The organism is Acidobacteriota bacterium (assembly GCA_016208495.1).
Taxonomy (GTDB): Bacteria; Acidobacteriota; Blastocatellia; order Chloracidobacteriales; family Chloracidobacteriaceae; genus JACQXX01.
Map to the genome: position 1 here is coordinate 1 of JACQXX010000011.1, position 26,606 is coordinate 26,606.

22 protein-coding genes are annotated in these 26,606 nt (G+C 52.4%); 7 read left to right on the plus strand and 15 right to left on the minus strand.

Annotation, left to right across the window (positions count from 1 at the left end):
• Window positions 1-364, minus strand: a 364-nt coding sequence (locus HY774_01760) for a histone deacetylase (protein MBI4747183.1), incomplete at its 3' end; no start/stop codon positions are given.
• 5 nt (window positions 365-369) lie between these two features.
• Entirely contained in the window at window positions 370-2,187 is a 1,818-nt protein-coding gene (locus HY774_01765) for a glycosyltransferase family 39 protein (GenBank protein MBI4747184.1), read from the minus strand.
• Window positions 2,188-2,341: 154 nt separating this feature from the next.
• On the opposite strand from HY774_01765, the gene HY774_01770 reads away from it, so the two are divergent.
• The 6 genes from HY774_01770 (at window position 2,342) to HY774_01795 (ending at window position 10,751) form a co-directional block, all read left to right on the plus strand.
• Window positions 2,342-3,766, plus strand: coding sequence for a hypothetical protein (locus HY774_01770; protein MBI4747185.1), 1,425 nt, complete (start codon window positions 2,342-2,344; stop codon window positions 3,764-3,766).
• Between the two features lie 212 nt (window positions 3,767-3,978).
• Complete coding sequence (locus HY774_01775; protein MBI4747186.1) at window positions 3,979-4,695, plus strand: lipid-binding SYLF domain-containing protein; 717 nt, start codon at window positions 3,979-3,981, stop codon at window positions 4,693-4,695.
• 50 nt (window positions 4,696-4,745) lie between these two features.
• Entirely contained in the window at window positions 4,746-6,665 is a 1,920-nt protein-coding gene (locus HY774_01780) for a M48 family metalloprotease (GenBank protein MBI4747187.1), read from the plus strand.
• A gap of 152 nt (window positions 6,666-6,817) precedes the next feature.
• Window positions 6,818-7,321 (plus strand): hypothetical protein, encoded by a 504-nt coding sequence (locus HY774_01785; GenBank protein ID MBI4747188.1) that lies wholly within the window; start codon window positions 6,818-6,820, stop codon window positions 7,319-7,321.
• 365 nt (window positions 7,322-7,686) lie between these two features.
• Window positions 7,687-9,330 carry a M20/M25/M40 family metallo-hydrolase gene (locus tag HY774_01790; protein MBI4747189.1) on the plus strand — a complete coding sequence of 548 codons (1,644 nt, stop codon included), beginning with the start codon at window positions 7,687-7,689 and terminating at the stop codon, window positions 9,328-9,330.
• 200 nt (window positions 9,331-9,530) lie between these two features.
• Window positions 9,531-10,751, plus strand: a complete 1,221-nt coding sequence (locus HY774_01795; GenBank protein MBI4747190.1) for a transglutaminase domain-containing protein — start codon at window positions 9,531-9,533, stop codon at window positions 10,749-10,751.
• A gap of 112 nt (window positions 10,752-10,863) precedes the next feature.
• Here HY774_01795 and HY774_01800 read toward each other — a convergent pair whose 3' ends face one another.
• Window positions 10,864-11,433, minus strand: coding sequence for a DinB family protein (locus HY774_01800; GenBank protein MBI4747191.1), 570 nt, complete (start codon window positions 11,431-11,433; stop codon window positions 10,864-10,866).
• Window positions 11,434-11,541: 108 nt separating this feature from the next.
• Here HY774_01800 and HY774_01805 point away from each other — a divergent pair, with 108 nt between their 5' ends.
• Window positions 11,542-12,444 carry a hypothetical protein gene (locus HY774_01805; GenBank protein ID MBI4747192.1) on the plus strand — a complete coding sequence of 301 codons (903 nt, stop codon included), beginning with the start codon at window positions 11,542-11,544 and terminating at the stop codon, window positions 12,442-12,444.
• Between the two features lie 86 nt (window positions 12,445-12,530).
• Here the strand turns inward: HY774_01805 and HY774_01810 are convergent, their stop codons facing one another.
• The 12 genes from HY774_01810 to HY774_01865 form a co-directional block, all read right to left on the minus strand.
• On the minus strand, window positions 12,531-13,772 hold the full coding sequence (locus tag HY774_01810) for a 6-phosphofructokinase (GenBank protein MBI4747193.1): 1,242 nt from the start codon (window positions 13,770-13,772) through the stop codon (window positions 12,531-12,533).
• A 57-nt stretch (window positions 13,773-13,829) separates the two neighbouring features.
• Complete coding sequence (locus HY774_01815) at window positions 13,830-15,089, minus strand: 6-phosphofructokinase (GenBank protein ID MBI4747194.1); 1,260 nt, start codon at window positions 15,087-15,089, stop codon at window positions 13,830-13,832.
• Between the two features lie 225 nt (window positions 15,090-15,314).
• Window positions 15,315-17,003 (minus strand): dihydroxy-acid dehydratase, encoded by a 1,689-nt coding sequence (gene ilvD, locus HY774_01820; GenBank protein MBI4747195.1) that lies wholly within the window; start codon window positions 17,001-17,003, stop codon window positions 15,315-15,317.
• A 926-nt stretch (window positions 17,004-17,929) separates the two neighbouring features.
• Window positions 17,930-18,964 carry a ketol-acid reductoisomerase gene (gene ilvC / locus HY774_01825; GenBank protein MBI4747196.1) on the minus strand — a complete coding sequence of 345 codons (1,035 nt, stop codon included), beginning with the start codon at window positions 18,962-18,964 and terminating at the stop codon, window positions 17,930-17,932.
• Window positions 18,965-19,137: 173 nt separating this feature from the next.
• Complete coding sequence (locus HY774_01830) at window positions 19,138-19,566, minus strand: cupin domain-containing protein (GenBank protein MBI4747197.1); 429 nt, start codon at window positions 19,564-19,566, stop codon at window positions 19,138-19,140.
• A gap of 66 nt (window positions 19,567-19,632) precedes the next feature.
• The gene (locus HY774_01835; GenBank protein ID MBI4747198.1) at window positions 19,633-20,592 is read right to left on the minus strand and encodes a branched-chain amino acid transaminase; all 960 of its coding nucleotides are present in this window, start codon (window positions 20,590-20,592) and stop codon (window positions 19,633-19,635) included.
• A complete protein-coding gene (locus tag HY774_01840) occupies window positions 20,589-20,897 on the minus strand; it encodes a hypothetical protein (protein ID MBI4747199.1) in 309 nt (102 codons plus the stop codon). Before HY774_01840 ends, HY774_01835 begins: the two co-directional genes overlap by 4 nt.
• A gap of 135 nt (window positions 20,898-21,032) precedes the next feature.
• Complete coding sequence (gene ilvB, locus HY774_01845) at window positions 21,033-22,742, minus strand: biosynthetic-type acetolactate synthase large subunit (protein MBI4747200.1); 1,710 nt, start codon at window positions 22,740-22,742, stop codon at window positions 21,033-21,035.
• 150 nt (window positions 22,743-22,892) lie between these two features.
• A complete protein-coding gene (locus HY774_01850) occupies window positions 22,893-23,069 on the minus strand; it encodes a hypothetical protein (GenBank protein ID MBI4747201.1) in 177 nt (58 codons plus the stop codon).
• Window positions 23,070-23,142: 73 nt separating this feature from the next.
• The gene (gene leuB, locus HY774_01855; GenBank protein MBI4747202.1) at window positions 23,143-24,258 is read right to left on the minus strand and encodes a 3-isopropylmalate dehydrogenase; all 1,116 of its coding nucleotides are present in this window, start codon (window positions 24,256-24,258) and stop codon (window positions 23,143-23,145) included.
• A 108-nt stretch (window positions 24,259-24,366) separates the two neighbouring features.
• On the minus strand, window positions 24,367-24,891 hold the full coding sequence (locus HY774_01860; protein MBI4747203.1) for a 3-isopropylmalate dehydratase small subunit: 525 nt from the start codon (window positions 24,889-24,891) through the stop codon (window positions 24,367-24,369).
• 314 nt (window positions 24,892-25,205) lie between these two features.
• On the minus strand, window positions 25,206-26,504 hold the full coding sequence (locus HY774_01865; protein ID MBI4747204.1) for a 3-isopropylmalate dehydratase large subunit: 1,299 nt from the start codon (window positions 26,502-26,504) through the stop codon (window positions 25,206-25,208).
• Window positions 26,505-26,606 lie beyond the last annotated feature (102 nt).

Sequence of the window (26,606 nt, forward strand, 5' to 3'; positions counted from 1 at the left end):
CCAGGGCTTCCTGAGTAGCCAGCATCGTGCCTCGAACCGCATACCGCATGGATTTGAGAATTTTCGAATCCAAAACCATCGCCGGAATGGCCGACACAAACGGCAATTCCAGCGCCCGGGCAATGTAGATTGAGCTTTCCAGTTCGTGCAGATAGTCGTGGGTATGAACCAGCAGGAGTTCTTCACGGCTGACTTCTCGATCAACCGAATGGGTAATGCCTTCAAGTTGATTCCCAAAAATGGATTTGAGTTCGTCCCAGACCCGTCCGTATTTGCACGAATCAAACGGGTGCAGCTTTTCCATCCCAAACAGGCGGATGTCATAGTGCTCGGAAAAGACCAGCCGTGGTTTCAAGGTAGTCATTTTGTTCAAGGCCGATTGCAATAGACAGATTTTTCGCCGGCGGCGGCGATTCGAACAGTCTCACCTGGGAGTTTGGCTTTGAGGGCGTCAAATGTAGCATCATGCGTGAAAAGAAACACGCGTTTTTCACTCTGCCAGAGCGTCACAAAATCAGGCGTCTCCAGGAAAACTTTGGGGGCATCAGGATAGTGGGAGCCAAACTCCAGCCCGGTCATGCGTCCATTGAGCAAGAGCACCTTTTCCGGCAGGTAAAAGCCGATGCTGGAGCCGCCCTGGTATTCACCGTTGATGACCACGACATCGCCCGGTTTCATCCGCTGCTTGATCGCCAGGGCCAGTTGTTTGGATGACAAATAGGGGTCGAAAAAGCCCAGCGCCGAATGGGCAAAATACAAAAACACCGCCACGGTTACCGCAGTAGCCACTGTTGCCCCAAGGTGTTTGCGCAGTAAGCGCAGGCCAAACGCCAGTGAAAACCCAATCCCCAGCGTCAGTGCGGCTCCGAGGGCTGGATTCCGAAGTACGGCAAAGGCTTCGACGGTCAAATCCGACATATGCCCCAGTGCCAACCGGTAATTTTCAGGGTTGCTCGTCAGCACTTTGGAAATATCACTGGCTGCTGGAACACCCCACGACAACCAGAGAAAATAGCCAAGCACGCTGGCAATCACGACACCGAGCAGGGCCAGAAACGTCTGTCCGCCGAGCACCCACTTGCTGTGCTCATATTCGCCTTTGGCCAGTCCCGCGCCGGCCAGCAAGGCCAGCGCCGGAAAACATGGAAACGTGTAGTACTCTTGGCGAGTGGAAAACGAGAAAAAGCCAACCACCACCAGAAACCAGATCCAGGCAAAGAGACGCAATTGTTCGCTCCGACGGGTTGAAAAGACCATCTCCGGCAGGTTGCGGGCCGCGAGCGGCAAAAAGACGCTAAACGGAAAGATCCAGACCAGATGCAGCGCCCAAAAGGAAAACAACGGCACGGTGTCATAATCCACCGGGTAGCGTTTTCCCAAATACCGCAAAAAGTGTTCGTTGACGAAATAAAACCAGAAAAAACCGTGGCCGTTTGGGCCGCCTTCATTGGCCAGGCCCGCCAGAATATGCCAGGGTGATGCCAGCAGCAAAAACAGGAGAATTCCGGTCACTGGACGCATGGACCAGATGCGGGTAATGCCACCCGTCACCAGCACAAACAACGCCAGTGCCCCACAGGGAAAGACAATCCCGATCAGCCCTTTGGTCATCACGGCAGCGGCCATTCCGGCATAAAACACGTAATACCACGGCGAATCAACTTCTTCAAAATAGGCCCGTAAAAAGGCATAAAACGAGACCGTAATCCAGAAGCTTAAAATGACCTCCGGAATCATAATGCGGGTAAAGAGATAGACCCCAAGCCCGACGCAGACGGCCAATCCAGAATAGAATCCGGCGCGAACACCGCCCATCCACTGGCCAAACAGATACACCGCCAACACCAACGCCAGGGTGCCGAGCGCCAGCGGGAAGCGCGTCCCAAACTCAGTAAATCCAAAGACTTTGTATGAAGCCGCCACCATCCAGTACATCAATGGCGCTTTTTCAAGATAGCGGATGCCGTTGATATGGAGTGTGGTCCAGTCGTGGCGCTCGACAATTTCACGGGCAGCCTGGGCGTGAGCGGCATCGGCATCATCTTGCAGGGCCGGTGCCCAGGCGCTGCCGACATAAATCACCAGCGTCAACACCACCAGCGCAATGATGGCGTGAAACTGGTAGCGGCGTTCGTCATTTCGGTCGAGCAGGTCATCAGAATCAATTGCAGAATATCGGTTTGACATGTTGGCGATGAATGAGGGGGAAACTGAGTGTTTTGCAGGTTCAGAAAGCTAAATTTCCAGTAGGCTTACACATTTTTGCAAAAAAAGGTAGTATCAGCCCGCGCTGTTCCCAAAGATTCTCACTCGACAACTGAATCAGGATTTGGAGGATTTCATGCTTCACAAGCGGCAGTCCGCACCTGCGAGCACCCCTGCCTGGGATCGCCTTCGCCTCATCACCCGCCTCATTGCAGTTTTCGTCTTGTTGATTGTATGCGGGACAGTTCTTTCAATGGTTGAAATTTCTCGGTTCCATCCCTCAACTGCCCGTGCCCACTCAGCCCTTCACAATCGGGGGCTTCAAGAAAAAGCGCCTCCGACTCAGGCCACGACACCAACCCCAGAGGAAAAAGTTACGGAAAAGCTGCGTGCCAGCCGTCACCTGTTGAAACTGGAAAATGGAAAACTGACCGGTCCCGGCGCTGACCTTTTGATTCGAGAAGGCCGTGAAGCACAGTTTGTTTTTCTTGGCGAGGAGCATTTCATTGCTGAAGTTCCACGGTTTGCCCAGGCACTCTGGTCAGAGTTAACACCCGCCGGGTTTGAACACCTGGTCATCGAGGTTGGTCCTTACACCACGCAAACCCTTGAAGCGATTGTGAAAAAACCGGACTATGCCGACCAGTTGAAAGCCATTGAAGCCAACTCCGGACTGACGATTCCGTTCTACACCTTGCGCGAGGAAGCCGAATTTGTGGCGTCGGTGGTTCAATCCTCAAAATCGAAACTCCCGGTGCTTTGGGGACTGGATCAGGAAAATGCCTTTGCCGTGCCGGACCTGCTCGAACGCGTTTCAGCGCTTGCCAAAAGCGAGCCGGCGAAACAGGTGACCAAACGAGTACTCACCGAAGCCCAAACGGCAAACACCAAAGCCATTGCCGGGCGAAATCCTGGATTGCTGGCCATGATGCAAATGAAGCCGGAAACCTTTGGTGAGTTGCGCACCGCGCTTGCTTCCAAATCAAATGCCCAGGCTTTGGCGATGGTCAACGCGATTGAGGAGTCCAAAGCGATCTATGACCTTTATTTCCAGGGCCAAGGATACGAATCCAATCTCCGGCGCGAACAATATCTCAAGCTCAATTTCATCCAGGCGTTTCGCGAAACCCAGCGTCAGACCGGTCGTTCGCCGAAAGCCATGCTCAAGTTTGGCTTCAACCACGCGTACCGGGGGCGCAACTATGTGGACGTGCATGGCATCGGGAATTTTATAGCCGAAAAAGCCGCGGCTGAGGGAAAGAGCAGTCTCCATGTGATGATTATCGGTGGGGCGCAGACAAAGAATGCCGCATTCGATATCGGTCAGATGGCCTATGGTCTCGGTGACAACGACACCCTGCAGGCCACATGGTTTCAGCCGATTGCCTCAGTCATTGATGCCGACCAGTGGACGCTGGTGGATCTTCGCCCACTTCGTCCAATCCTGGCTGGCGGTAAAATCAAAGGGCTTCATCGGGATTTGGAGAAAGTGATTTGGGGATTCGACCTGGTGGTGGTGCTGTCCAAAAGTCAGCCGGCCACACCGCTGAGAAAGTCTTGATTGGGGTTTGGGGTTTAGGGTTCAGGGTTTGAAAAGGACGAAAAGGACGAAAAGGACGAAAAGGACGAAAATTAAAGGAGATGGTTTTGTTGGTGTGAACCACGTCCGCTTCGAAAACCCCGAACCCCGAACCCCGAACCCCGAACCCCGAACCCTGAACCCTGAACCCTGCTTTCCATTCACAAACTTATTCAAACTCAATTGGAGGAACTATGTTAAAAAGTTCAAAATTGCTCAGTGTTTTTTTTCTAATCGTGTTATTGTGCGTCCAATCGCTGGCTTCGCTGGCCTCGGGTCCATCCACCACCGCCATTGCCGGTGACAAGGAAACCGAACGAATCAATAATGCCGCCACCATGTTTGATGAAATTATGAAGGCGCCTGACAAAGGCGTTCCAGGCGATTTGCTTGAAAGCTGCGCGGCGTTGATTTTGATCCCTGGCGTCAAAAAAGGAGCCTTTATTTTTGGCGGTGAATACGGAAAAGGTTTGATGCTCGTCCGCAATCCGGATAAAAGCTGGAATATCCCAGGGTTTATCCGCATGGACGGTGGCAGCGTCGGATTTCAAATCGGCGGCCAGTCAATTGATGTCATCCTGGTGGTGAAAAACCGCAAGGGAATTGAAAAACTGACGAACAATAAGTTTAAACTTGGGGCTGATGCCTCAGTGGCTGGCGGCCCAGTTGGCCGTGATGCAAAAGCCAACACCGACGCGCAAATGCAGGCTCAGATTCTGTCTTATTCACGAACCCAGGGAGCTTTTGCCGGAGTCTCACTCGAAGGTGCCGCCTTACGACTTGACGACAATTCCAATAAAGCCGTCTATGGCCGGGCGCTCAAAGCCGATGATGTTCTCAATCCAAGCTCGCTCAAAGCTCCCGCTGCTGCCGACAATCTGTACAAGGTAATTAAAAAATACGCTAAGTAGGGAGGGCATCGCACGGCTTTGCGTGCGGTGTCCATTGTGGAAGTTGAGGCATGACCGAAGACCAGTTCACAACTTTGATTACCAGGCTTGAAGACCTCGCCCAGCGCAACCCGGTGCAATACAAACTCCGGGTGGCGCTGGTGGCGATGTTGGGATATGCCTACATGGTCCTGGTGTTGCTGGTGCTGGCAGCGCTGATCTTTTTGATTATGGGCTTGATCCCAACGCGCCGCTCAGGTGATCCCGCCGTCTATCTGGCCATCAAAATTGGGGTTGTGGTTTTTTTTCTGGCAACGGTCCTGATGCGGGCCATGTGGGTCAAAATCCCAACCCCCAATGGCATCAAACTAACCCGCGAGCAAGTACCAGGGCTATTTCAACTGGTTGATGAACTGTCAAAAAAGCTGCAAACCCCACGTATTCACTTCATTCTGATTGACATTGAATACAACGCCGCCATGGCCCAGGTCCCCAAATTTGGCCCAATTGGATGGTCAACCAATTATCTCATCCTCGGGCTTCCATTGTTACAAGTTCTATCCCCTGAACAACTTCGAGCCGTCGTGGCTCACGAACTGGGACATCTTTCCGGCAATCATGGCCGGTTTTCACGCTGGATTTACCATAGCCGCCAAACCTGGGGGCGATTGCTCAATCAGCTCAAATCGAGTCAGGATGAACTCACCACGGCTATTTTCGAAGCGTTTTTAAAATGGTACGGCCCATTTTTTAACGCGTACACGTTTGTCCTGGCCCGAATTCAGGAGTATGAAGCCGACCAGGCCGCGGCTGATTTTGCCGGGATCAGCTATGCGGCTGAGGCCCTGATTGAAACCGACATCAAAGCCGCGTTTCTGACAGAAGTCTACTGGCCAACCGTGTTTCAACAAGCCGAGACCGAACCGGAACCAGTGACCGGCGTCTATGCCGAGATTCCCAAAGTGCTCAATCGGGATGGTATTGATTCAGCATTGGTGACCAGGGTGCTGAAACAATCACTTGAAACCGAGACCAGTTATGACGATACCCATCCATCGCTGAGGGAGCGACTGTGGGCGATTCGATTTTTGCCACGAACACCAGACGAAATTGCCGTCTGGTGCGAGACCTATCAACCAAAACCCTTTAAACAGAGCGCGGCTGAGTATTTTTTGGCTGAAAGTCTGCCCTGGCTCCTCAAAGCGGCTGAAACTGAATGGCACGAATCAGTGAAGGAAGAGTGGCATGACCGCCATGCTTTTTTGATCAAAGCCCGGAGTGAACTCGCTCGGATTGAAGCCAAAGTGCCAAACGGCGTTTTAACCAGTGATGAAATTCTGGACCGGGCGTTCTTAACCAAAATCCTCAAAGGGCTTGAATCGGCGGTTGAACTGTTTCAAGAAGCCCTCACACATTTTCCAGACCATCCGGAAGCCAATTATCAGTATGGGGTTGCGTTGCTGGAACAGGGAGACCCCGATGGAATTCGTCATCTGGAAAAGGCGATGAATCAGGACCCGGAAGCCGTCATGCCTGGCTGCCGACGGATTTTTGAATTTTATCAGGACCGAAATTTACCTGACGAAGCCGAACGCTATCGCACCCGTGCCCAACAGCACTACGAAGAAATGCAACTGGCGCAGGAAGAACGGCAGGCGTTTACGCTCTCTGATGAAATGGCCCCGCACACGGCCACCACTGAGCAGGTCCGAACGCTCCTGCACTATCTGCGGGGAAATCCCAAAATCAAAGCTGCCTATCTGGCGCAGAAGAAAGTCCAGCACTTTCCCGAATATCCCTATTTTGTGCTTGGAATTGTGCCCAACTTTCCCTGGTACAAACTCACCCGCGATGCGGCCCAATCAGAATTATTGCAACTGGTCATCAACCAGGCGCCCTTTCCAGGTGAAGCCTATGTCATCCTGCTGGTCAGTGACACACAGGGTTATCTCAAGAAATTTGAAAAAATCTCAAATTCCAAGATCCTCTAATTCATATCAGTTTGCAGTCAGGGTTTAGCCGTCAGGAGGTTGCTAAGCTTATTTAGTTGAAGTACTTGACCATTCTTTAACAAGAGGATTTCATTGCAAATTGGTATCACTTAGAACCATAGTTTTATTATCAACTTTAACGGAGCACAGTCATGGCAAACCAATCTTCACGTCGTCAATTTTTGGCCACGCTCACTGGAGGGGTGGCTGGAATTCTCCTTTCAAACCAGATGCTGGCTGCTGGTCAGGAAGTCAACCGGAGTGAACTCAAATTTAAACGGGGTACCTCTTCAACCACCGTCGAAGACGTCATTGTGCGTGGGTCAGTCAATCGGTATGAATTTTCCGCCAATGCCGGCCAAACCCTGAGTGTTGCCATTACTTCGCCTGAAAACAATGCTGTTTTCGGGCTATATGTGGTTTCGCCGTATGGGTACTCAGACCTGCATAATGAAGATGACGACGTGGCGTTTAGTGATATTCTGGCATTTGAAAACGGGAATGAGCCGACAAATCCTGGCATTGACGACGAACGCACTTCCTGGAGAGGAAGTCTTCCTTTCGGTTCCAAAACTGGCCAGGGGAGTCAATATGCAATTGTGGTGGGTGCAACCCGTGGCAACGCCGGGTTTTCGTTAAAAGTCTCGATCAAGTAGGGCGGAAGACATTGGGCTAAGGGCTTGGGGCTTGGGGCTGAAAATACCAGGGCTTGGGGCTGAAGACTTCGGGCTCAGGGTTTGGAACCCATTTTCTTCCGCCCCGAGATTGCGAGTCTTCAGCCCCTGGTTTTAAAAATGTTCGAGGTCGAACAATCCTTGTAATTTATTGATATAAAAATGTTTAACCCTGGTTAGTATTTTTTTTTGCAGGCTATGATATTTTCTGCTTTCAGCCCGAAGTCTTCCGCCCCAAGCTTGCGAGTCTTCAGCCCCTAACCCCAAGCCCTGGTATTTTCAGCCCCAAGCCCTCAGCCCTGGTTCTTCATGCCAATTTTCATTTTTTTGCTTTAAAAGGAAGCCAAATGATTTTTCGTACTCTTCGCTCAAGTTTTTTAACCCTTTGTCTGGCGTTGGTTCTGGCTCAATCGCTGGTTCAACCCGTGATGGCCCAAAAACGGCCTGATCTTCGGGGAACTGACCGTCTGACGGCGGCACAACTCAAAGCCTATCTTTCCTTTATTGCCTCGGATGAACTCGAAGGCCGCGACACACCGTCGCGCGGACTCAATATCGCCGCCAAATTTATCGCCGCGATGCTTGACCGGTGGGGGGTAAAACCGGCAGGTGACCAGGGGACTTATTTTCAGAAATTTGACGTCCAAACCGAGCAACTGGATCCGGCCCGATGCTCGGTGGTGCTCAATAACCGCTCATTTCTCTATGGCAAGGAATACTTTGCGCCAAACGCGCTGGTCAAATGCGGCGGCGCTATCGAACCAACCCAACTGGTGTATGCTGGTGATGGCTGCTATGTCAAAGCAACTGGACAGGAACCATTGAAGGGGTTGGAAGTACGAGGGAAGGTGGTTGTCATCAATTCCCTCTTTCCTCCGCAGCCCAATCCACAGGATGCAAAATCTGAAACTGACTGGCTTGACCCGATCAGCTATGCCAAACAAAATGGTGCGGCAGGAATCATTTCACTCGTTCCACGCAAAATTTCCTTTCCTGAGCTTCAATCCTACATTGGACAGGCCCAGCCTCTGGTCCAGGGAATTCCACCTGAAGTCCCCTTTACCCGTGATGAATTACCGGTCATTGTCGCTGGCGAAACGCTTTCGAGAGCCTTATTTGCCGGTGAAAAATATGACCTGGAGGCAATTTTGAATGCGGCGGGGACGTCAGGGACAATGCCCAGTTTTGCTTTTTCACCAGAAAAACGGTTTTCGATGACACTGGCCATTGATCAGGTTCGAATGCCCACGCGCAACGTGATTGGCGTGCTTGAAGGCAGCGATCCAGTCCTTAAAAATGAATATGTCGCCATCAGTGCCCATTATGATCATGTCGGGATTGGACCGGCCAATGCCACGGGAGACACTATCTACAACGGCGCTGATGATGACGGGTCGGGTACGGTCGCGGTGCTGTCCATTGCTGAAACCCTGGCGTCACTCAAAGTCAGACCGAAACGCTCAATCCTCTTTATCTGGCATACTGGCGAAGAACAGGGCCTGTGGGGATCCATCTATTTTACCGAGCATCCCACCGTGCCGCTTGACCGCATTACGTCGCTCATCAACATTGACATGATTGGACGCAGCCGAAAACCGGACGATACCAACCCACGCAACGTCGAGCTTTCCGGTCAAAACGAGATCTATTTGATTGGAACAACGCTGATGAGCACTGAATTTGAACAATTATTTCGAGGTGTCAACCAGCAATATTTGAATCTAACCTATAATTACAAATATGATGATCCGAAAGACCCAAACAAATTTTTCTTTCGGAGCGATCATTATTCTTACGCCAAACGGGGCATTCCAGCAGCTTTTTACTTTGACGGCGAGCATGAAGACTACCACCGGCTGGGTGATGAAATTGAGAAAATTGACTTTGAAAAAATGCAAAAGGTCACCCGCACCATTTACCGTTCGCTGTGGGAGCTCGCTGAACTGAAAGTCCGCCCCAAAGTGGATAAACAATTGCCGGAAGGATTTTGAAATCCGGGTTCCGGGTTCCGGGTTCCGGGTTCCGGGTTCCGGGTTCCGGGTTCCGGGTTCCGGGTTCCGGGTCTTCGAATTTATGTCCTTTTCGTCCTTTTCGTCTTTTCCCTGAACCCTGAACCCTGAACCCTGAACCCCAAACCCCGAACCCTGAACCCCAAACCCCGAACCCCAAACCCCGAACCCCAAACCCTACTATGTCTTACAATTCACTTCTTTCACCTGATCCTGAGCCGTTAGAGTCCAACACCGACAGCAAAATCAAAGTCGTGTTGCTGCTCATTGGCTTTTTGGTTGTTTTGGGGTTGAGTGCCGGAGGCTTTGTCCTCTGGCGTGCAACCAACGGATTCCAGGCGTTTTTTGCTTCGGCCAAACCTGATCCGAAAGCGAAGAAATCCGTCGCCTACTCTGATGACCAGTATCGAAGAGATATTCTGATCTACATGGCTCGCCCCCGGTTTTCAGGTGATGGATTTGAACGCCAGATGCTCGGCGAAGCCAACCTGGAACTGTATGTGATTGATAAAGAAGAGGTCTATCTTTCAGTTCCACAGGCTCATAGCTCGCCCGAAGCCCTCCAGGTCATCCTCAACCGAATTCTGGTCAATCCCAAAGAAGTGTTTATGGCCAATGAAATCAATGGGGAATGGAATATCGGCCCCTACACCTTGACCAAAACACCGGAAAAAGCAGCGTTTTTCAGAACGCAGGCCGGCAATATCAAAATTGACCATGCTGCCGTGTTCCAATTTCCGTTCAAGCAGGCGACCTACAGGTTGAGCCTCAAGGAAATGTCTGATTTTATTGGAAATCATGTCATTTTTGGTGGACCGTTGCGGGCTGATACCGACATTCGGAATGGTGACAAACATCTGATTTTCTTCAATCACGGCGCCTTTGTTTCACGAGCCAGCGAACCATCGGTCAAGCGACTCGTCACTGATTTAACCAAAGATATTCCGGCGACCGATCCCGAAGCGCGTGAGAAGAAAATTCAGCGGTTGCTCGATTTTGTCTCCACTGAAATTGAATATGACGGCAACGAAGCCACGAGCAATGTTGAAACGCTCAAGCGTCCCAACGAAGTGCTGATGAGTCGTCGCGCTGATTGCAGCAACAAAACCATCTTGCTTGGCTCGATGCTTGAGCAACTTGGCGAAGACTACCTGTTTTTGTACTGTCCGAAACACATCACCGTCGGTGTCCGACAGGGCAATTTTCCGACGACCAATGGCCTCACCCTCGAATGGGAGGGCAAAACCTGGACCATTGCTGAATCCACCGCCGTTGGGTTTCAAATCGGAAAAGACCGACTCAAGGATCCAGGGATGGTTAAACAGGTCAGGTATGTCCAGCGACCACACTCAAATCACATCATTTATAACTTTTTCACCAGCGAGACGCTGGAATTCCGATAAGAAAAGTCAGGGCGGAAGAAGTCGGGCTCAGGGTATTAAACCCGATGTCTTCCGCCCCGAGCTTGCGAGTCTTCAGCCCTTAGCCCCAAGCCCGACGTCTTCCGCCCTGGTTCTACCAGGGAAATTCGGCCAGGTCCATCACGCGTTTGGCCTGCAGGAAATGGCGTTGTTCGTGGACCGCAATGATGGTGCAGGCATCAAACAAACTGTAAGTCACCACCGCCAGAGCCGGTGATGTGATGATGATTTTTTTGAGATCCACTGTAGAAGTTTGCTTCATCAGGTTGATGAGCTGGGCCTGTTCGTCCTGAAACCGGCGGATGATGTGTGCTTCGACGGTGCTTTGGGTCGGGGCAAACGCCGGAGGGGCCTTGAGTTTTTTTCCTGAATCGGGCAGAAGCGCCTTGATTAACAACCGTCCCCACACACCAGGTAAAACCGGGAGCTTTTCCCACAGGGTGCTTTTCTTGTCTCCCCGGATCAACGCTTCATAAGCCGGAAAATACGACCGATTGGTGTTGATCAGGTGGTCAAAACATTGACCGACACTCCACTGTTGAGGGTTGGGTTTCCAGTTGATCTGGTCGTGGGTTAAGTCGCCAAACGTCTGCCGGGCGTCGCGGCTGATGGCTTCAAGTTCGGCAATGAAGCCGTTGAGGTCACCTGGGAGTTGGTAGGGCATAGGGACTCCGGTTTGGAAAAGAAGATGGCACAGATCTTGACTGATTGATTCGAGATTAGACAAGCTTGTGGCAAGCTTGTCCATTTTTGACGATTCCATTCATATCAAATGCCCATTTCGTTTCGCATCTCAACTTTGCTGGTCGGATTGGTTCTCATGTGCCTGTGCCTGCTCACTGGCTGTGCTGAAAATAAAGAAAAGCAGTTTGAAACGGCGCTCAAAGCGGCTGAGAAAGGCCGGAACGTCAAACAGCTCTACACGTTGCTCAAAACGCATCCGGAGTTTCAAGCCCAGACCAGACAGGTATTGAAAACCTATTACACCCTGGCACAACAGAAACTGGAACAATCCCCCGCCGAAACCAAAATCAAAACGGTGTTGAGCCAGATCCTGGCGGACCTTGAAAAGCAGCAGACGACCGCCGTGCGAGTTACTTTTTCAAGAACTGACTACCGTGAAACCCAGCGCAAAGCCGACGCCGACGCCCGCGAACGGGTCAATGCTCAGAATCAAGCCGACACCACGGGAACGTCTCCGTACAAGTACCACCAGATTCAAATCGAATTGCAAATGCTGGAAGACGCCGAGACCTTTTTTTGCCAGACGTTAAGCGATGAACTCCAGAAGTTCTTTGAAAGCAATGTGATCGAATTTGAGCGCAACACCGACACCGTGCAAACGGTCAATGCCGGGGTCAAGCTCCACTATCAAATCAACTGGACCGGAGATTTGTACAAATTTGACAGTACCCCGCCGGATACTTCCTTTCATGTCTACCCCGGATTGGAAATCGAAAACAAAATTGACCTGATCGCCGCTGGCAACCAGGTCACATTTCAGTCGAAGGAAAAAAGCAGTTCGACGTTCCAGGTCGAGACCGACTCGGTGAAGGCCGCCCAATCAGCCCCCGACCCGTCAAAAGTGTATTTGACGATGTTTAGCAACGCTTTTATTGAATCGGGGAAGCACTATGCGAACTTCCTGACCGGCGCTGAAACAAAGATGAAATGAGTTGGAGTGCGATCCACTTGACGCCGCTTTTCACTGTTCAACCTCCCGATTTGAAAGCGGTGTCAAGCCACCGCACTCCAAACCAATCAGGCAAATTTTTCAAACCGTTGGCGGAAATCATCAACTGACAATCCTCCAGCGGCAGCCAGTTGCCCAACCCAATCCGGATTTTCAAAGTCGCGTGGCCCAATCCGAAGCATATAGTCACGGGCCACTTTGTAATTGTCAGCCGTGATGTCTACGTACCGGCGGCGACCATGACCATCGGACCGCTCCAGGATTTCTGAAAACGGAATCGGTTTAAATTCCCCGCCCTGGATGGTAATCATCGAGCTGGAACCACCTTTGAGCAGGTAATTGACGGCGAAATAGCCCAAATCACGGGCATATTCGGCATCATATGGAACTGGCGGCGCACACCGCAATTCATAGCCAATTGTTTTATCCACAATTGTTACTTTGATATTGCGGCGTTCAAACCGGAGCTGGACTTCGTTTTTGACTTTGCGGCCCAGGTCAATTTCGGTAACCCGAATATTTCCCTGGGCATCGCGGTCTACGTCCTGGAGTTCGGCCACTTCGTCCGGATGAAACCGTTCGTTGAGGGCTTCGGAGAGCAAAATCACACCGTCAGGCCGACCCATTGCCCGTCGCTTGATGATCACGCCTTCGACAATGTCGCAAATATCATTCAGCGAAATGGTTTCGCTGGTGAATTCCTCTGGAATGATGGTGCAGGCCGCGCTCGCCGCCTTTCCAATGCCCAACGTCAGGTGTCCGGTGGGTCGCCCCATCGTCACGCCAAAATACCAGCGGCCCGTGGTTCGGGCATCCACCATCAGGTTTTTGACCATTTCAACTCCGACGTGGCGGGCCGTTTCAAACCCAAGCGTCTGAACTGAAACTGGGAGCGAGAGATCATTATCAATGCTTTTCGGCACCTGAACGACCCGAATCGCACCGCGTGATTCACGTTCAACCGCCACGGCGCTACTGACCAGGTCGTCCCCACCAACTGTGACCAGCATTTCAACCCCCAGTTTTTTCAAGGCGGAAATGGTGTTGGCCAGGGTTTGTTCGGTACGGGTAATGTCGGTTCGCGAAGTTCCCAACAGGACGCCACCGTGGAGGTGGATGCGGGAAACTTCGTCAATTGTCATGTCATGTTGTTCGTCCGTATAGCGTTGCGCCAGCCACTCAAAGCCATCATGAATACCGATAGGCGTACAATTTGCATTGATGGCACCGATGACGACTGCCGCAATGACACCGTTTGTACCTGGGGCCGGACCACCACCAATTAAAATACCAATTTTCTTTGTTTTCATAGTCTTGTGTCCTTGGAGATGGGAGCAACGGGCTCTGACCTGCTCCCAGTCGAAACCTCACCAGGGGGTGTTCTCAGCCAGATACCCAAACCGGGCGCGAAACTCATCTGCCGTCAGATTGCCGGCAATAGCCAGTTGCTCGACCCAGGCATTGTGCCCGAAATCATCGCGTTCCAGACGGATCATGTAGCTTCGGGCGACACGGTAACTTTCACTCTGTGTATCCACCAGCCGGATATTGGTTTTGCCGGTTTCGGGATCACGAATGGTGTCAAACGGCAGCGGCACCAGTTTTCCATCCTGAACACTGACCATGGCGCCGTTTCCACCCGCGACCAGAAACTGAATCGCACTATGACCCAGGTCACGGCAGTAAGCCGCATCAAAGGCAATCGGATCCGCACATCGGAGTTCATACCCAAGGTTTTTGTTCGTCATCGTTAAACGGATGCCACGCTGGCTGAGTCGGCCCTGAACTTCGACTTTGATTTTGCGAGCCAGGTCAACTTCGGCAAACCGGATATGCCCGTGGTCGTCACGTTCGACGTCCTGCAGGCCAGCCAGTTCCTGTGGATCGAGTTTGTCAATCAAACCTTCAGCCAAAACCGCGACTCCATAATGGTGGTCAGTAGCCCGGCGTTTGATGATGGCGCCTTCGAGGATGTCGCAAATGTGGGAAAATTTGACGGTTTCGGTTGGAAATTCTTCACCGATGACCGTCAGGGTTGTACCAGCAGCCTTTCCGATACCCAGGGCCAGGTGACCGGCTTTGCGGCCCATTGCGACCACCAGACACCAGCGCTTGGTCGAGCGGGCATCCTCGGCCAGATTGCGTACCAGTTCGACGCCGACATGACGTGCGGTTTGGAAACCAAAGGTCGGAATATGCAACGGGAGCGGTAAATCGTTGTCAATGGTTTTGGGAACGTGGACGGTCTTGATGTGGCCTTCGGATGTAATTGCCACACGACTTGACGAGAGGGCCGTGTCATCGCCACCAATCGTAACCAGGTGGGTGACACCAATTGATTTCAGGGTTTCGATCACGGCGGTCATTGCCGCTTCGGATTTCGTTGGGTTCTCGCGTGCGGTCCCAAGCACCGATCCGCCCATCAGATGGATCATGGAAACATCCCCGATGGTCAGCGGACGAATGTGTGAAGGGTCCCGGCGCACAAGCCATTTAAAGCCATCGAGTACGCCAACAACTTTAAACCCGTGGTTAATCGCAGCAATTGCTGCCGATGAAATCACCGTATTGATCCCTGGGGCCGGGCCTCCGCCGACCAGAATCGCCAGTTTTCCGGGTGATGCCATTGAAAACCTCCTACTTGTAGTTGCTGAAAAGGATATTAAGGGGGCAAACGGGCGACAGTGTAGCAGAAGAGCGAAAGAGCGAAATAGCGAAATAGCAAGCAACGTGAAGTAGTGAAGTAGCGAAAGAGCGAAATAGTCGAAACTACAGACTTTAAGGGGTTGACAGAACCAACCTTGGGAATCAAGGTCAAACGACTTCACTACTTCACTCTTTTACGGTTTGTCTTATTTCAAATCCGTGACGGCCCCAAGGCTGCTGGAGGAAACCAGTTTGGCGTATTTGGCAAGCACGCCACGGGTGTATCGGGGTGGCGGAGGGGTCCAGGCGGCTTGACGGTCGGAGAGTTCCGCCGGTGTCAGATGCACATCGAGGCGATTTGCTTCAGCATCAATGGTAATGGTGTCGCCATCTTTGAGCAGGCCGATGGTACCTCCGACGGCGGCTTCCGGGGCGACGTGGCCGACGACCAAACCGTAGGTTCCACCGGAAAATCTCCCATCCGTAATCAGCCCGACGGCATCGCCTAAACCAGCGCCGATGATGGCCGACGTGGGTGCCAGCATTTCACGCATACCGGGGCCACCTTTAGGGCCTTCGTAGCGCACCACCACGACGTCTCCGGGTTTGATTTGACCATCCAAAATGGCCTGTAAACACAATTCTTCTGAATCGAAGACTCTGGCCGGACCGGTAAACTTCAGGTGCTTGACACCCGAAACTTTGGCAACGCTGCCTTCCGTAGCCAGGTTTCCTTTGAGTACCGCCAGATGGCCGACTTGATAGAGCGGATTGGTCCACGGTCGGATGACTTCCTGATTGGCAGCGGGTTGGTCGGGGATATCCGCCAACAGTTCGGCAATCGTTTGGCCAGTGATGGTCAGCGCGTCGCCGTGGAGTACGCCATTGACCAGCAGAATTTTCATCACCTGCGGAATGCCTCCGGCACGGTGCAAATCTGTCGCAACAAACCGACCTGACGGCTTCAGGTCACACAGAACCGGCACCCGATGTCGAATTGATTCAAAGTCATCCAGCGTCAGCGGAACATTCGCCGCGTGGGCAATTGCCAGCAAGTGCAGCACCGCATTGGTCGAACCCCCAATCGCCATCACCACCGCAATCGCATTTTCAAACGCGTTGCGGGTCAAAATCTGGTTCGGCAGAAGCTGACGCTCAATTGCCTGGTACAGGACCTCAGCCGATTGGGCGGCACTTTCGGTTTTTTCAGCATCTTCGGCGGCCATGGTCGAAGAATATTTCAAACTCATGCCGAGGGCTTCAAACGCCGAAGACATCGTGTTGGCAGTGTACATACCACCGCACGAACCGGCACCGGGACAGGCTCGCCGTTCGATTTCCAGGAAATCCGTTTCGTTCAGTTTGTGGGCGCAATACTGGCCGACAGCTTCAAACGCACTCACGACGGTCAAATCGTTCCCGGCGTAGTGCCCCGGTTTGATCGTGCCACCATAGACAAAAATCGCCGGAATGTTGAGCCGGGCAATTGCAATCATCGCACCGGGCATATTTTTGTCACACCCACCAATGGCAATCACCCCATCAAGGCTCTGGCCGTTGCACACAGTTTCAATCGAATCGGCAATCACTTCGCGAGAAACGAGCGAATATTTCATGCCTTCTGTTCCCATCGAAATGCCGTCGCTGATGGTAATCGTACCAAACATCTGAGGCATGGCGCCGCTCAGTTTGAGTTGATGTTCAACAGCCTGAGCCAATCCATTCAGACCAATATTGCAGGGAGTAATGGTGCTGTAACCATTTGCGACACCGACAATTGGTTTTTCAAAATCGGCATCCTGAAAACCGACGGCCCGCAGCATGGCCCGATTGGGCGAGCGCTGCACACCGTGGGTAATGAGTTGACTTCGCTGGTTGAGAGGTTTTGAAGACATAGGGCTGAAAATACCAGGGCTTGGGGCTCAGGGCTTGGGGCTGAAGTCTCGCAAGCTCGGGGCTGAAGACATTGGGTTGAAGGCAGAAAATATCATAGCCTGCAAAAAAATACTAATCGAGGTTAACTGTATTCAAATCTATAGATTACAAGAATTGTTCGACCTCGAACATTTTTAAAACCAGGGGCTGAAGACTCGCAAGCTCGGGGCTGAAGAAAATGGGCTTGGGGCTGAAGACGTTGGGCTGAAAGCAGAAAATACCATAGCCCGCAAAAAAATACTAATCGAGGTTAAATGTATTCGAATCTATAGATTACAAGAATTGTTCGACCTCGAACATTTTGAAGGTTGGCTTGCTTGTACAAGCAAGTTTTTGGTTTTGCACCTCGAAGAGTTGCCGTTCGGATAGCCGGTCGGTTTGCTGCTTTGGGCCTACCACCGGATCCACAGGCCACACCCGACGTGGGGAAGGATCGGGGGGACCAATCTTTTCCCGGTGGTAGCTCCCAAAGCCTCGCAACACACCGGCTATCCGAACGGCAGCCTTTCAGGATGCTCAAGCCAGTTCTTAAAATTCTGTTCCCTGGTGACTGAAATTAAAAATCTGCACGTCGAAGCTCAGAGCTAAGGGTTGAAACCATTGGGCCGAAGACTTCGGGTTAAAAAAATACTAATCGAGGTTAAACATTTTTACATCAATAGATTACAAGAATTGTTCGACCTCGAACATTTTTAAAACCAGGGGCTGAAGTCTCGCAAGCTCGGGGCTGAAAAAAATGGGCTTGGGGCTGAAGACGTTGGGCTGAAGATTCTCGGGCTCAGGGTTTGGAACCCGTTTTCTTCCGCCCCGAGTCTTCGAGTCTTCAGCCCGACGTTTTCCGCTCAATGTCTCCAACCCCAAGCCCTGAGCCCTGGTATTTTCAGCCCTAGTTTTTCGCTTTATTCACCAGTCGGTTGCGTTCAATCCACGGCATCATTGACCGAAGTTTGGCACCGACCTGTTCAATCTGGTGATTGGCTTGATCTGACGCCATGCGTTTGAAGTTGGGTTTGCCGGCGTTGTGTTCGGCAATCCATTCATCGGCAAAGTGGCCAGACTGAATTTCCGTCAACAATTCCTTCATTGCCTGGCGTGTTTCCTGGGTGACAATTCGTTTGCCGCGCGTCAGGTCGCCATATTCGGCGGTATTGCTGATTGAATAGCGCATATTGGCAATACCGCCTTCATACACGAGATCCACAATCAGCTTCATTTCGTGCAAACATTCAAAATAGGCCATTTCCGGCGAATATCCAGCTTCGACCAGTGTTTCAAACCCGGCCCGAATCAGTTCCGTCAATCCGCCGCACAAAACAGCCTGCTCGCCAAAGAGATCGGTTTCGACTTCTTCGCGGAAGGTCGTTTCCAAAATCCCAGCCTTTCCTGAACCAATTGCCGTGGCATAGGCCAAGGCAATTTCACGGGTGTTTCCGGCTGGATTCTGATGGACCGCAATCAATGCCGGGACCCCGCCGCCATTGGCAAATTCCTTGCGGACCAGATGCCCTGGCGATTTCGGAGCCACCATAAACACATTGGTCGCGGCTGGTGGTACAATTTTCTTAAAATGAATTGAAAACCCATGTCCAAATGCAATGTATTTGGGTTTTCCTTCGGCAGCCGCCGCCTCAAATACCGGCGACAACTCCTGGCGATAAATTTCCGGCTGCAGTTCATCTGGCGTGAGGATCATGGTGATGTCAGCCTGGCGGGCGGCTTCGGCGGTGTCAAAAACCTTAAACCCAGCCGATTCGGCTTTGGGTTGCGAAGCACTGCCCCGGCGAAGCCCCACGATGACATCAAAGCCGCTGTCGCGCAGATTCTGCGCGTGCGCGTGTCCCTGGCTGCCGTAGCCCAAAATGGCAAACTTCTTTCCTTTTAATAAAGACAAATCCGCATCTGCATCATAATAAACCTTCATTTTCGTCCTCCCAACGTTTTTTAATACCAGTTTTTAGTCAGTCGTCAGTGGTCAGTCGTTCACAAAGTTCATTTCTCCAGCGAGTTCACTGGTTCCCAAAGTGAGAAAAACTCTCAACGCAGACAAGCTAAAGCTTGAACTCTGAACCCTGAACCCTGAACCCTGAACCCTGGCTACACTCCCCACAAATATTCTTCTTCGTCGCTCCAGTCGCGGCGTGGCGGTGTAAAAATTTCAATGACGGTTGTGGTCTCCAATGCCACGGCACTGTGTTCCCAACCAGCCGGGATATGCACGACATCACCCGCTTTGGCGACAAATTCGTTGCCGGCGACATTGAAGTGCCACGATCCACATTGAATCATCGAGATTTGTTCGCTTTCGTGTTTGTGTTTCGGCACGATGAAGCCTTCCTGGGCTTCGGTGCAGACGATGAGCACGTTTTCGCCTTCGACGCGCTTGCCGGTAAACCGGTCATTAAACTGAATCGCTGGAACATTCTTCCAGGCAATATGCAGTGCATGGTCATTGCTGGTGAATTCAGGTGGGACCGGACAGTCAGACTCCGGTGATTCAGAAAAACTATTCATGTGGCCTACCATAAAATGCTCCTTATATATATATAGGTGGACAGTGAGGACTCGCGGTCGGGAAATTCAATTCCAGCCTTATGCCCTGAGCCCAACTTCAGATGTGACTGGCTCCTGGATTGGCACAAACGAAAGCCAGTCAGTGTGGTTGGGGTCACAGCCCTGAACCGCGTCACGAAATGCCTGTTGCAGCACTCGTGTTACCGGTCGGTGGCCGTCACCAATTTCATAGCCGTCTACTTCGCAGAGCGGCACAATTTCGGCTGCCGTGCCGGTGACAAACGCTTCGTCAGCGGCCAGCAAGTCAAGTTTGGTCAATGATCGGGTGGTGACCTGATAACCGTTCTCCCGTGCCAGTTGAATCACAGTGTCGCGGGTAATACCGAGCAGGACATCATCGGCCTGACCATTGGTAATCAAGGTTTTATTTTTGACCAGGAACAGGTTTTCACCCGCACCTTCGGCCAGATTTCCGGCTGAATTCAAAAGTAACGCTTCGTGATAGCCACGAGTGCGGGCTTCACGGGTGGCCAGGACCGAATTGAGATATTGCCCACAGGCTTTGGCCGTTGCGGGCATGGCATTGGAATCAAACTTTTGCCACGAAGAAATCGTCGCCCGGATTCCTTTTTCGGCGCTGTCCGCACCGAGCAGGAGCGCCCATTCCCAGGCCATAATTGCCACTTCGGTCGGGCAGGCATTTGGCAAAAGTCCAAGCGAGCCGCTTCCAAAAAAGACAATTGGACGCACATACGCCGACTTGAGACCATTGGCGGCCACGGTTTCAAGCGTTGCCTGGACAAGCTCGTCCTGGGTAAATGGAATTGGAATGTTGTGCAACCAGGCGGAGGCAAACATCCGGGCAATATGCTCGCGCAACCGAAAAACCGCCGGCCCATCAGGTGTGTCATAACAGCGGATGCCTTCAAACACACCGGTTCCATAATGCAGCCCGTGGGCGGAAATGTGAACGGTAGCGTCTTCCCACGGCACAAGCTGGCCATTTTTCCAAACAGTGGTCGCATTCTGAAAACTCATAACGAACCCTCAACCAGTGCGCTCACCGGCACCATATCTGATTGGAACAACAGTTCTTCGTGGAGCGTCGCCTGTTCGGCATCATAAAGATCAGTCACATCAACCAGCCGCTCGATTTGCGGTCGCAGCCGGTGGGCCCGTGATTGGGGACAATCCAGCGTCAGGTGCAACCGACCACCAGCCCCTGGCACCAGGTGGCCCTGCATATCGGTGCATTCTGCGCCGAGACGTTCGATCAACATAAACAACTTGGGTAGCACTCTCACGTGCCGCAGCGTCAGGATGAATTTCAGTTGTGTCGTCATGGGTGGGTTCTCCTTTTCGTTAGTGGGTAGTCAGTAGTCAGTAGTCAGTAGTCAGTAGTCAGTAGTCAGTAGTCAGTAGTCAGTAGTCAGTAGTCAGTAGTCAGTAGTCAGTAGTCAGTAGTCAGTAGTCAGTAGTCAGTAGTCAGTAGTACTACTCGCTTCCATCATTTCATCAATCGCCGCGCCGGCGGGGATCATGGGGTACACGTTTTCGGCGATGTGGCATTCACAGTGCAGCAACGCCGGGCCCGGCGTGGCCAGCCACTCGCGAAGGGTAGATTCAACGGCTTCGGGCTCAGTGAGTTTGAATGACGTCAGGCCGTAGGCAACCGCAATCGCGGCAAAATCAGGGTTGTCGCGCAAATCAACCGCCGAATAACGGCCCTGATAAAAGAGTTCCTGCCACTGACGGACCATCCCAAGGTATTTGTTGTCCATCACCAGCACTTTGACGGGCAGTTTATGGCGTTTCAGGGTGGCAAGTTCAGCAATGGACATTTGAAAACCGCCGTCTCCGACCACCGCCACCACCAGTCGGTCTGGACAGGCAAACTGTGCTCCGATGGCTGACGGAACGCCAAACCCCATGGTGCCGAGTCCACCGGATGTGATGAAATTTCGCGGATCAACCGGGCGTGCCCGCTGGGCAGTCCACATCTGATGCTGGCCGACATCGGTTGTTACAATTGCGTTTTCAGGGAGAAGTTGAAAGAGACTGTCGAGGACATCGGTGGGCGGGATCTGGCTGCGGTTGAGCGATTCGGGGAGTTTTAAACCATCACCAGGGGCAAAAGCTTCGGCCTGCCATTCGGACGAAGTTTGATAGGGTTCCTGGTCAAGCTCTTCCAGCCACAGTGCGAGCACTTCGCCTAAATCAGCGTGGATGCCCAAATCAACTGGGATCAATTTATTGATTTCGGCCTGGTCAATATCCACATGGATGATCCTGGCCTGTTTGGCAAAGCGGTCAGGGGCGCCAGTCACCCGGTCGTCAAAGCGCATACCAAGGGCAATCAACAGATCGCACTTGCCGACTGATTTGTTGGCGCGGCGCAGACCGTGCATCCCGAGCATTCCGAGGTCGTACGGGTATTCATACGCCGTCGAACCCAATCCATGCACGGTCGAAGTCACAACGATTCCCGTCCGGTCACAAAATTGCCGGAAGAGTTCCACCGTTTCCGGGCCGGACATTTTGCATCCACCACCCACCAAAATGAGTGGTTTTTCTGATTCCTGCAGCAGGCGCATTGCCTCTATCGCCAGCTCAGTGTTGAGTTCCGGACGATGCCGGTAGCCTGGAATCCGCATTCCAGCTTCGGTGGCTGGCGGCAGGTCGGTCTTTTTGATCAGGACATCTTTGGGAATATCAATAATTACCGGACCAGGCCGGCCCGAACGGGCAATGTAGAATGCCTCGGCAATGGCCGTTGAGAGTTCTTCGACCGTCCGCGGCAGCAGCGTTTGTTTGGTGATGGCCGTCGAAATTCCAACGACATTGGTTTCTTGAAACGCATCGGTGCCGATCAGGTGTGTCGCCACCTGACCCGTGATCGCCACAATGGGTACCGAATCCATCCAGGCATCAGCCAGCCCGGTGATGAGGTTGGTCGCACCCGGCCCGGAAGTCGCAATGCACACGCCGACTTTGCCCGTGACTCGGGCATAGCCTTCGGCAGCGTGAACGGCGGCCTGTTCGTGACGAGTGAGAATGTGTTGGAGTGGCGCGTCGTAGAACGCGTCATAGAGGGGCATAATTGCACCGCCTGGATACCCAAAGACAGTGTTAACCCCGTTCCTGACGAGTGCTTGAATAACGATGTCAGCACCGCTATGCTGTGCCATATACGGTTTTCTCCTAGAGGCAAAATTAGGTGATCAGAAGCGTTTCAGCAGGACTGCCCTCCTGCTGAAACCGCCGTAGAAAATGAAAAAGCCACCTGCTCGCGTCCGGCGGCAGGTGGCTTTGAGTTTTTAACTCGTTGTTCCTAAAGCTTAGGAAGCCACCGCCGCCGTCATAATGACGCTAATAATCCCTACGATTACCAGGATTACTACAGAAGCAGTGGCCAGAGTAGACACAATCGTGTTCACGACGCCGAGCGTGGCGCTCAAGAATCCAAACCGGGTTTTCAGTGATGTTGTCTGAACAGTGTTTTGGTTGCGATTCATAAACAAGTGATTCCTTCGCGGAAGCGAAAGGCGCGTGATTGGCGCTCAGACTACTCCGCTTTTTTTGATTCAGTCAAGCAAATTCGAACCAGAGTACTGGATCTTTTATCCCGGCCTCAACATACTGACACACCCGTTTGCCAAAGTCAGAAGTCGAAATGGCCCGGTGAGCATCGGTTAAATCCGTGGTCCGAAAGCCATTATCGAGTGCCACGGAAACAGCCGTCTCGATCAATTTGGCTTCGGCTTCGAGATGAAATGAATGGCGGAGCATCATCGCCACCGACAAAATAGCGCCAATCGGATTGGCCTTTCCCTGCCCGGCAATATCGGGTGCCGAGCCATGAACCGGTTCATAGAGCCCTGAACCATCACCCAGACTGGCTGAAGGGAGCATTCCGAGCGAACCAGCCAGCACGGCGGCTTCGTCGCTTAAAATGTCGCCAAAGAGATTTTCGGTCAGCACGACGTCAAACCGCTCCGGATGCAAAATGAGCTGCATGGCACAGTTATCCACATACATATGCTCAAGGGCGATGTCTGGGTACTCACAGGCCACTTCGTTGACAATTTCGCGCCAGAGCTGGGACGTTTCCAACACATTGGCTTTATCAACCGAAGTCAATTTTTGGCGTCGTTTCCGGGCGGCTTCAAACGCAACGGTGGCCACGCGCCGGACTTCGTGTTCGTTATAGACGAGCGTGTTGAGCGCAACCCGCTCACCGGTTTCAGTCTGTGCGCGAAAGCGCGGCTCGCCAAAATACAGCCCGCCGGTCAATTCACGAACAATCATCAGGTCAACAGCGGCGGTTGAACGCAGGGGCGAAAAATGGGCCAGTGACGAATACGAAGTCACCGGGCGCAAATTGGCATAGGTCCGCATGTGTTGTCGAAGCGCCAGCAACCCGGCTTCCGGACGCTTTTCAAACGGCACACTGGCAAATTCGGGCGAACCCACCGCGCCGAGCAACACGGCATCGCTTTTGAGCGCGGCTTCAAGCGTGGCGGCAGGCAACGGTTCGCCAAACTCACGGAGCGCCGCACCACCAATCGGCTGTTCTGAAATTTCAAACTCGTGGCCGAAACAGTCTTCGACGGTTTTTAATACTGACAGGGCTTCGCACGTGACTTCCGGCCCAATGCCATCACCTGGGAGTACTAAAATATGTTTGGTGTCAGTCTGAACCATAAAATGAATTATGAATTATGAATTATGAATTATGAAAACTGTTGATTCCATTTGGCTTACACTAAGCATAGTGCCACTACCCGATTTCTTCAGCCCAAGCCCTGATTTTCAGCCCCGAGCCCCAAGCCCGATTTCTTCAGCCCGAGACTTCCGAGCGACGACGTAGGGCAACAATCCACCAGCCGCCAGCAGATCCTGGGCAAATTTCGAAAGCGGCACAAACCGGTACTCCGTCCCCTGGGTTTGATTGCGAATGATACCGGCTGCCGGATCAATCCACAGCCAGTCATTGGGATTGACGGCGCTAGCTTCGGGGCATTCGATAATCAGAAAACCATTGTTAATGGCGTTGCGATAAAAAATCCGTGAAAAACTGGAGGCAATCACGGCTGAAACTCCAGCACCACGCAGCGCCCACACTGCGTGTTCACGCGAGGAACCACAGCCGAAATTTTCTCCAGCCACAATGATGTCACCTTTTTGCACCCGGCCTGTAAACGCCGGATCAATGTCTTCCATTGCGTGGCGGGCCAGGGTTGGTTCGTCGCTGGTGTTTAAATACCGCGCCGGAATGATCTCGTCGGTGTTGATGTGATCGCGAATGTAAACGTGAGCAGTGCCTTCGATTGCCATAACTGTAGGGTTCAGGGTTCAGGGTTCAGGGTTCAGGGTTTTCAGAAGGGATGAGGGATGAAGGATGAGGGATGAAAAAATCCCCTTGTCCCCTTGTCCCCCCATAAGCGCCAGGATAAGGATCGGAGTCCCGCAGGGACGGCATTGAATAGCCGGGGTGCGACAGCCCCCGGTCCCGGCCAGATCGAGATTTAAGCCCTGCAAGGGCGACATAAAAAACAAGCGGATCATTCAAATTTTCCTGTCATCTTGTCCGGGGTTCAGTGTTTTCGAATTTTGGTTCTTTCAGTCCTTTTTGTCCTTTTGGTCTTTTCCTATCTGCCAACCCGGAACCCGTTCAGAAAGGGGCGTGGATCGGTAATCACACCCGTCAGGGCAGAAGCCGCAACGGTTGCGGGACTGGCCAGATAGACTTCGCTCTTTGGGCTGCCCATCCGACCGACAAAATTTCGATTGGTGCTGGAGATACATTTTTCACCGGCGCCGAGGACGCCCATGTGTCCACCAAGGCAGGCGCCGCAGGTCGCGGTCGAAACAACACACCCGGCATCGGCAAAAATTTCAAGCAATCCTTCGCGCAGGGCCTGCCGCCAGATATCGCTGGTGGCCGGAACGACCATGGTTCGTGTGCCCTTGGCGACGGTACGGCCTTTCAGAATCTGCGCCGCGATGCGGAGATCTTCAATCCGGGCGTTGGTACAGGAACCGATATATGCCTGGTCAACTTTGATCCCCATCGGTTCGACTTCACCGATAAACCGGCCATTGCTGGGCAGATGAGGCAAGGCCACGATGGGTTCCAGTTCGTCGGCCTGAATCCGAATGTTTTGAGTAAAGGTGGCATCCGGGTCAGAAGCAAAAATCTTAAATTCAGTCTGGCCACGTTCGGCCAGATAGGCTTTCGTCGTGGTATCTGCTGCGATGATGCCGGTCTTCCCACCGGCTTCAATTGCCATGTTGCAGAGCGTCATCCGGCTTTCCATTGACAGTCCGTCAATGGTTGAGCCGGTAAATTCCATGGCGGCGTAGCGCGCACCATCAACACCGATTTTGGAAATGATGTAGAGCATCAAATCCTTGGCATAAACCCCTTTCGGCAGTTCCCCTTCAAGCTCAAACCGAAGCGTTTCCGGCACCTTAAACCATAACTCACCCGTGGCCAGCACTGCTGCCAGATCGGTGCTGCCGATACCAGTGGCAAACGCCCCAAACGCCCCCAGTGTCGTCGTGTGGGAATCAGCACACACGGCGGTCATCCCTGGCAAAATATGGCCTTTTTCGGGAATCAGCGCGTGACAGATGCCGTGGTTGCCAAGTTCATAATAGCGCTCGATTCCTTGATCAATCGCCCATTCGCGCAGTTCTTTGGTCAATTGCGCGGTCTGAATATCCTTGTTCGGCACAAAATGATCTGGCGTGACCACAATTCGTTTGGGATCAAACACTTTTGTGATCCCAAGTTTGGCCAGCATCTTGATGGCCGGCGGTGTGGTGACTTCGTGAGCGACCACCAGATCAATCTCAGCGTTCACGATTTCGCCGGGCTGAACGGTTTCACGGCCACAGTGGGCCGCGAGGAGTTTTTCAGTGATGGTTTGCGGTTGGGCAGGCATGGGGGATTAGGGTTCAGGGTTCAGGGTTCAGGGTTCAGGGTTCAGGGTTCAGGGTTCAGGGTTCAGGGTTCAGGGTTCAGGGTTCAGGGTTCAGGGTTCAGG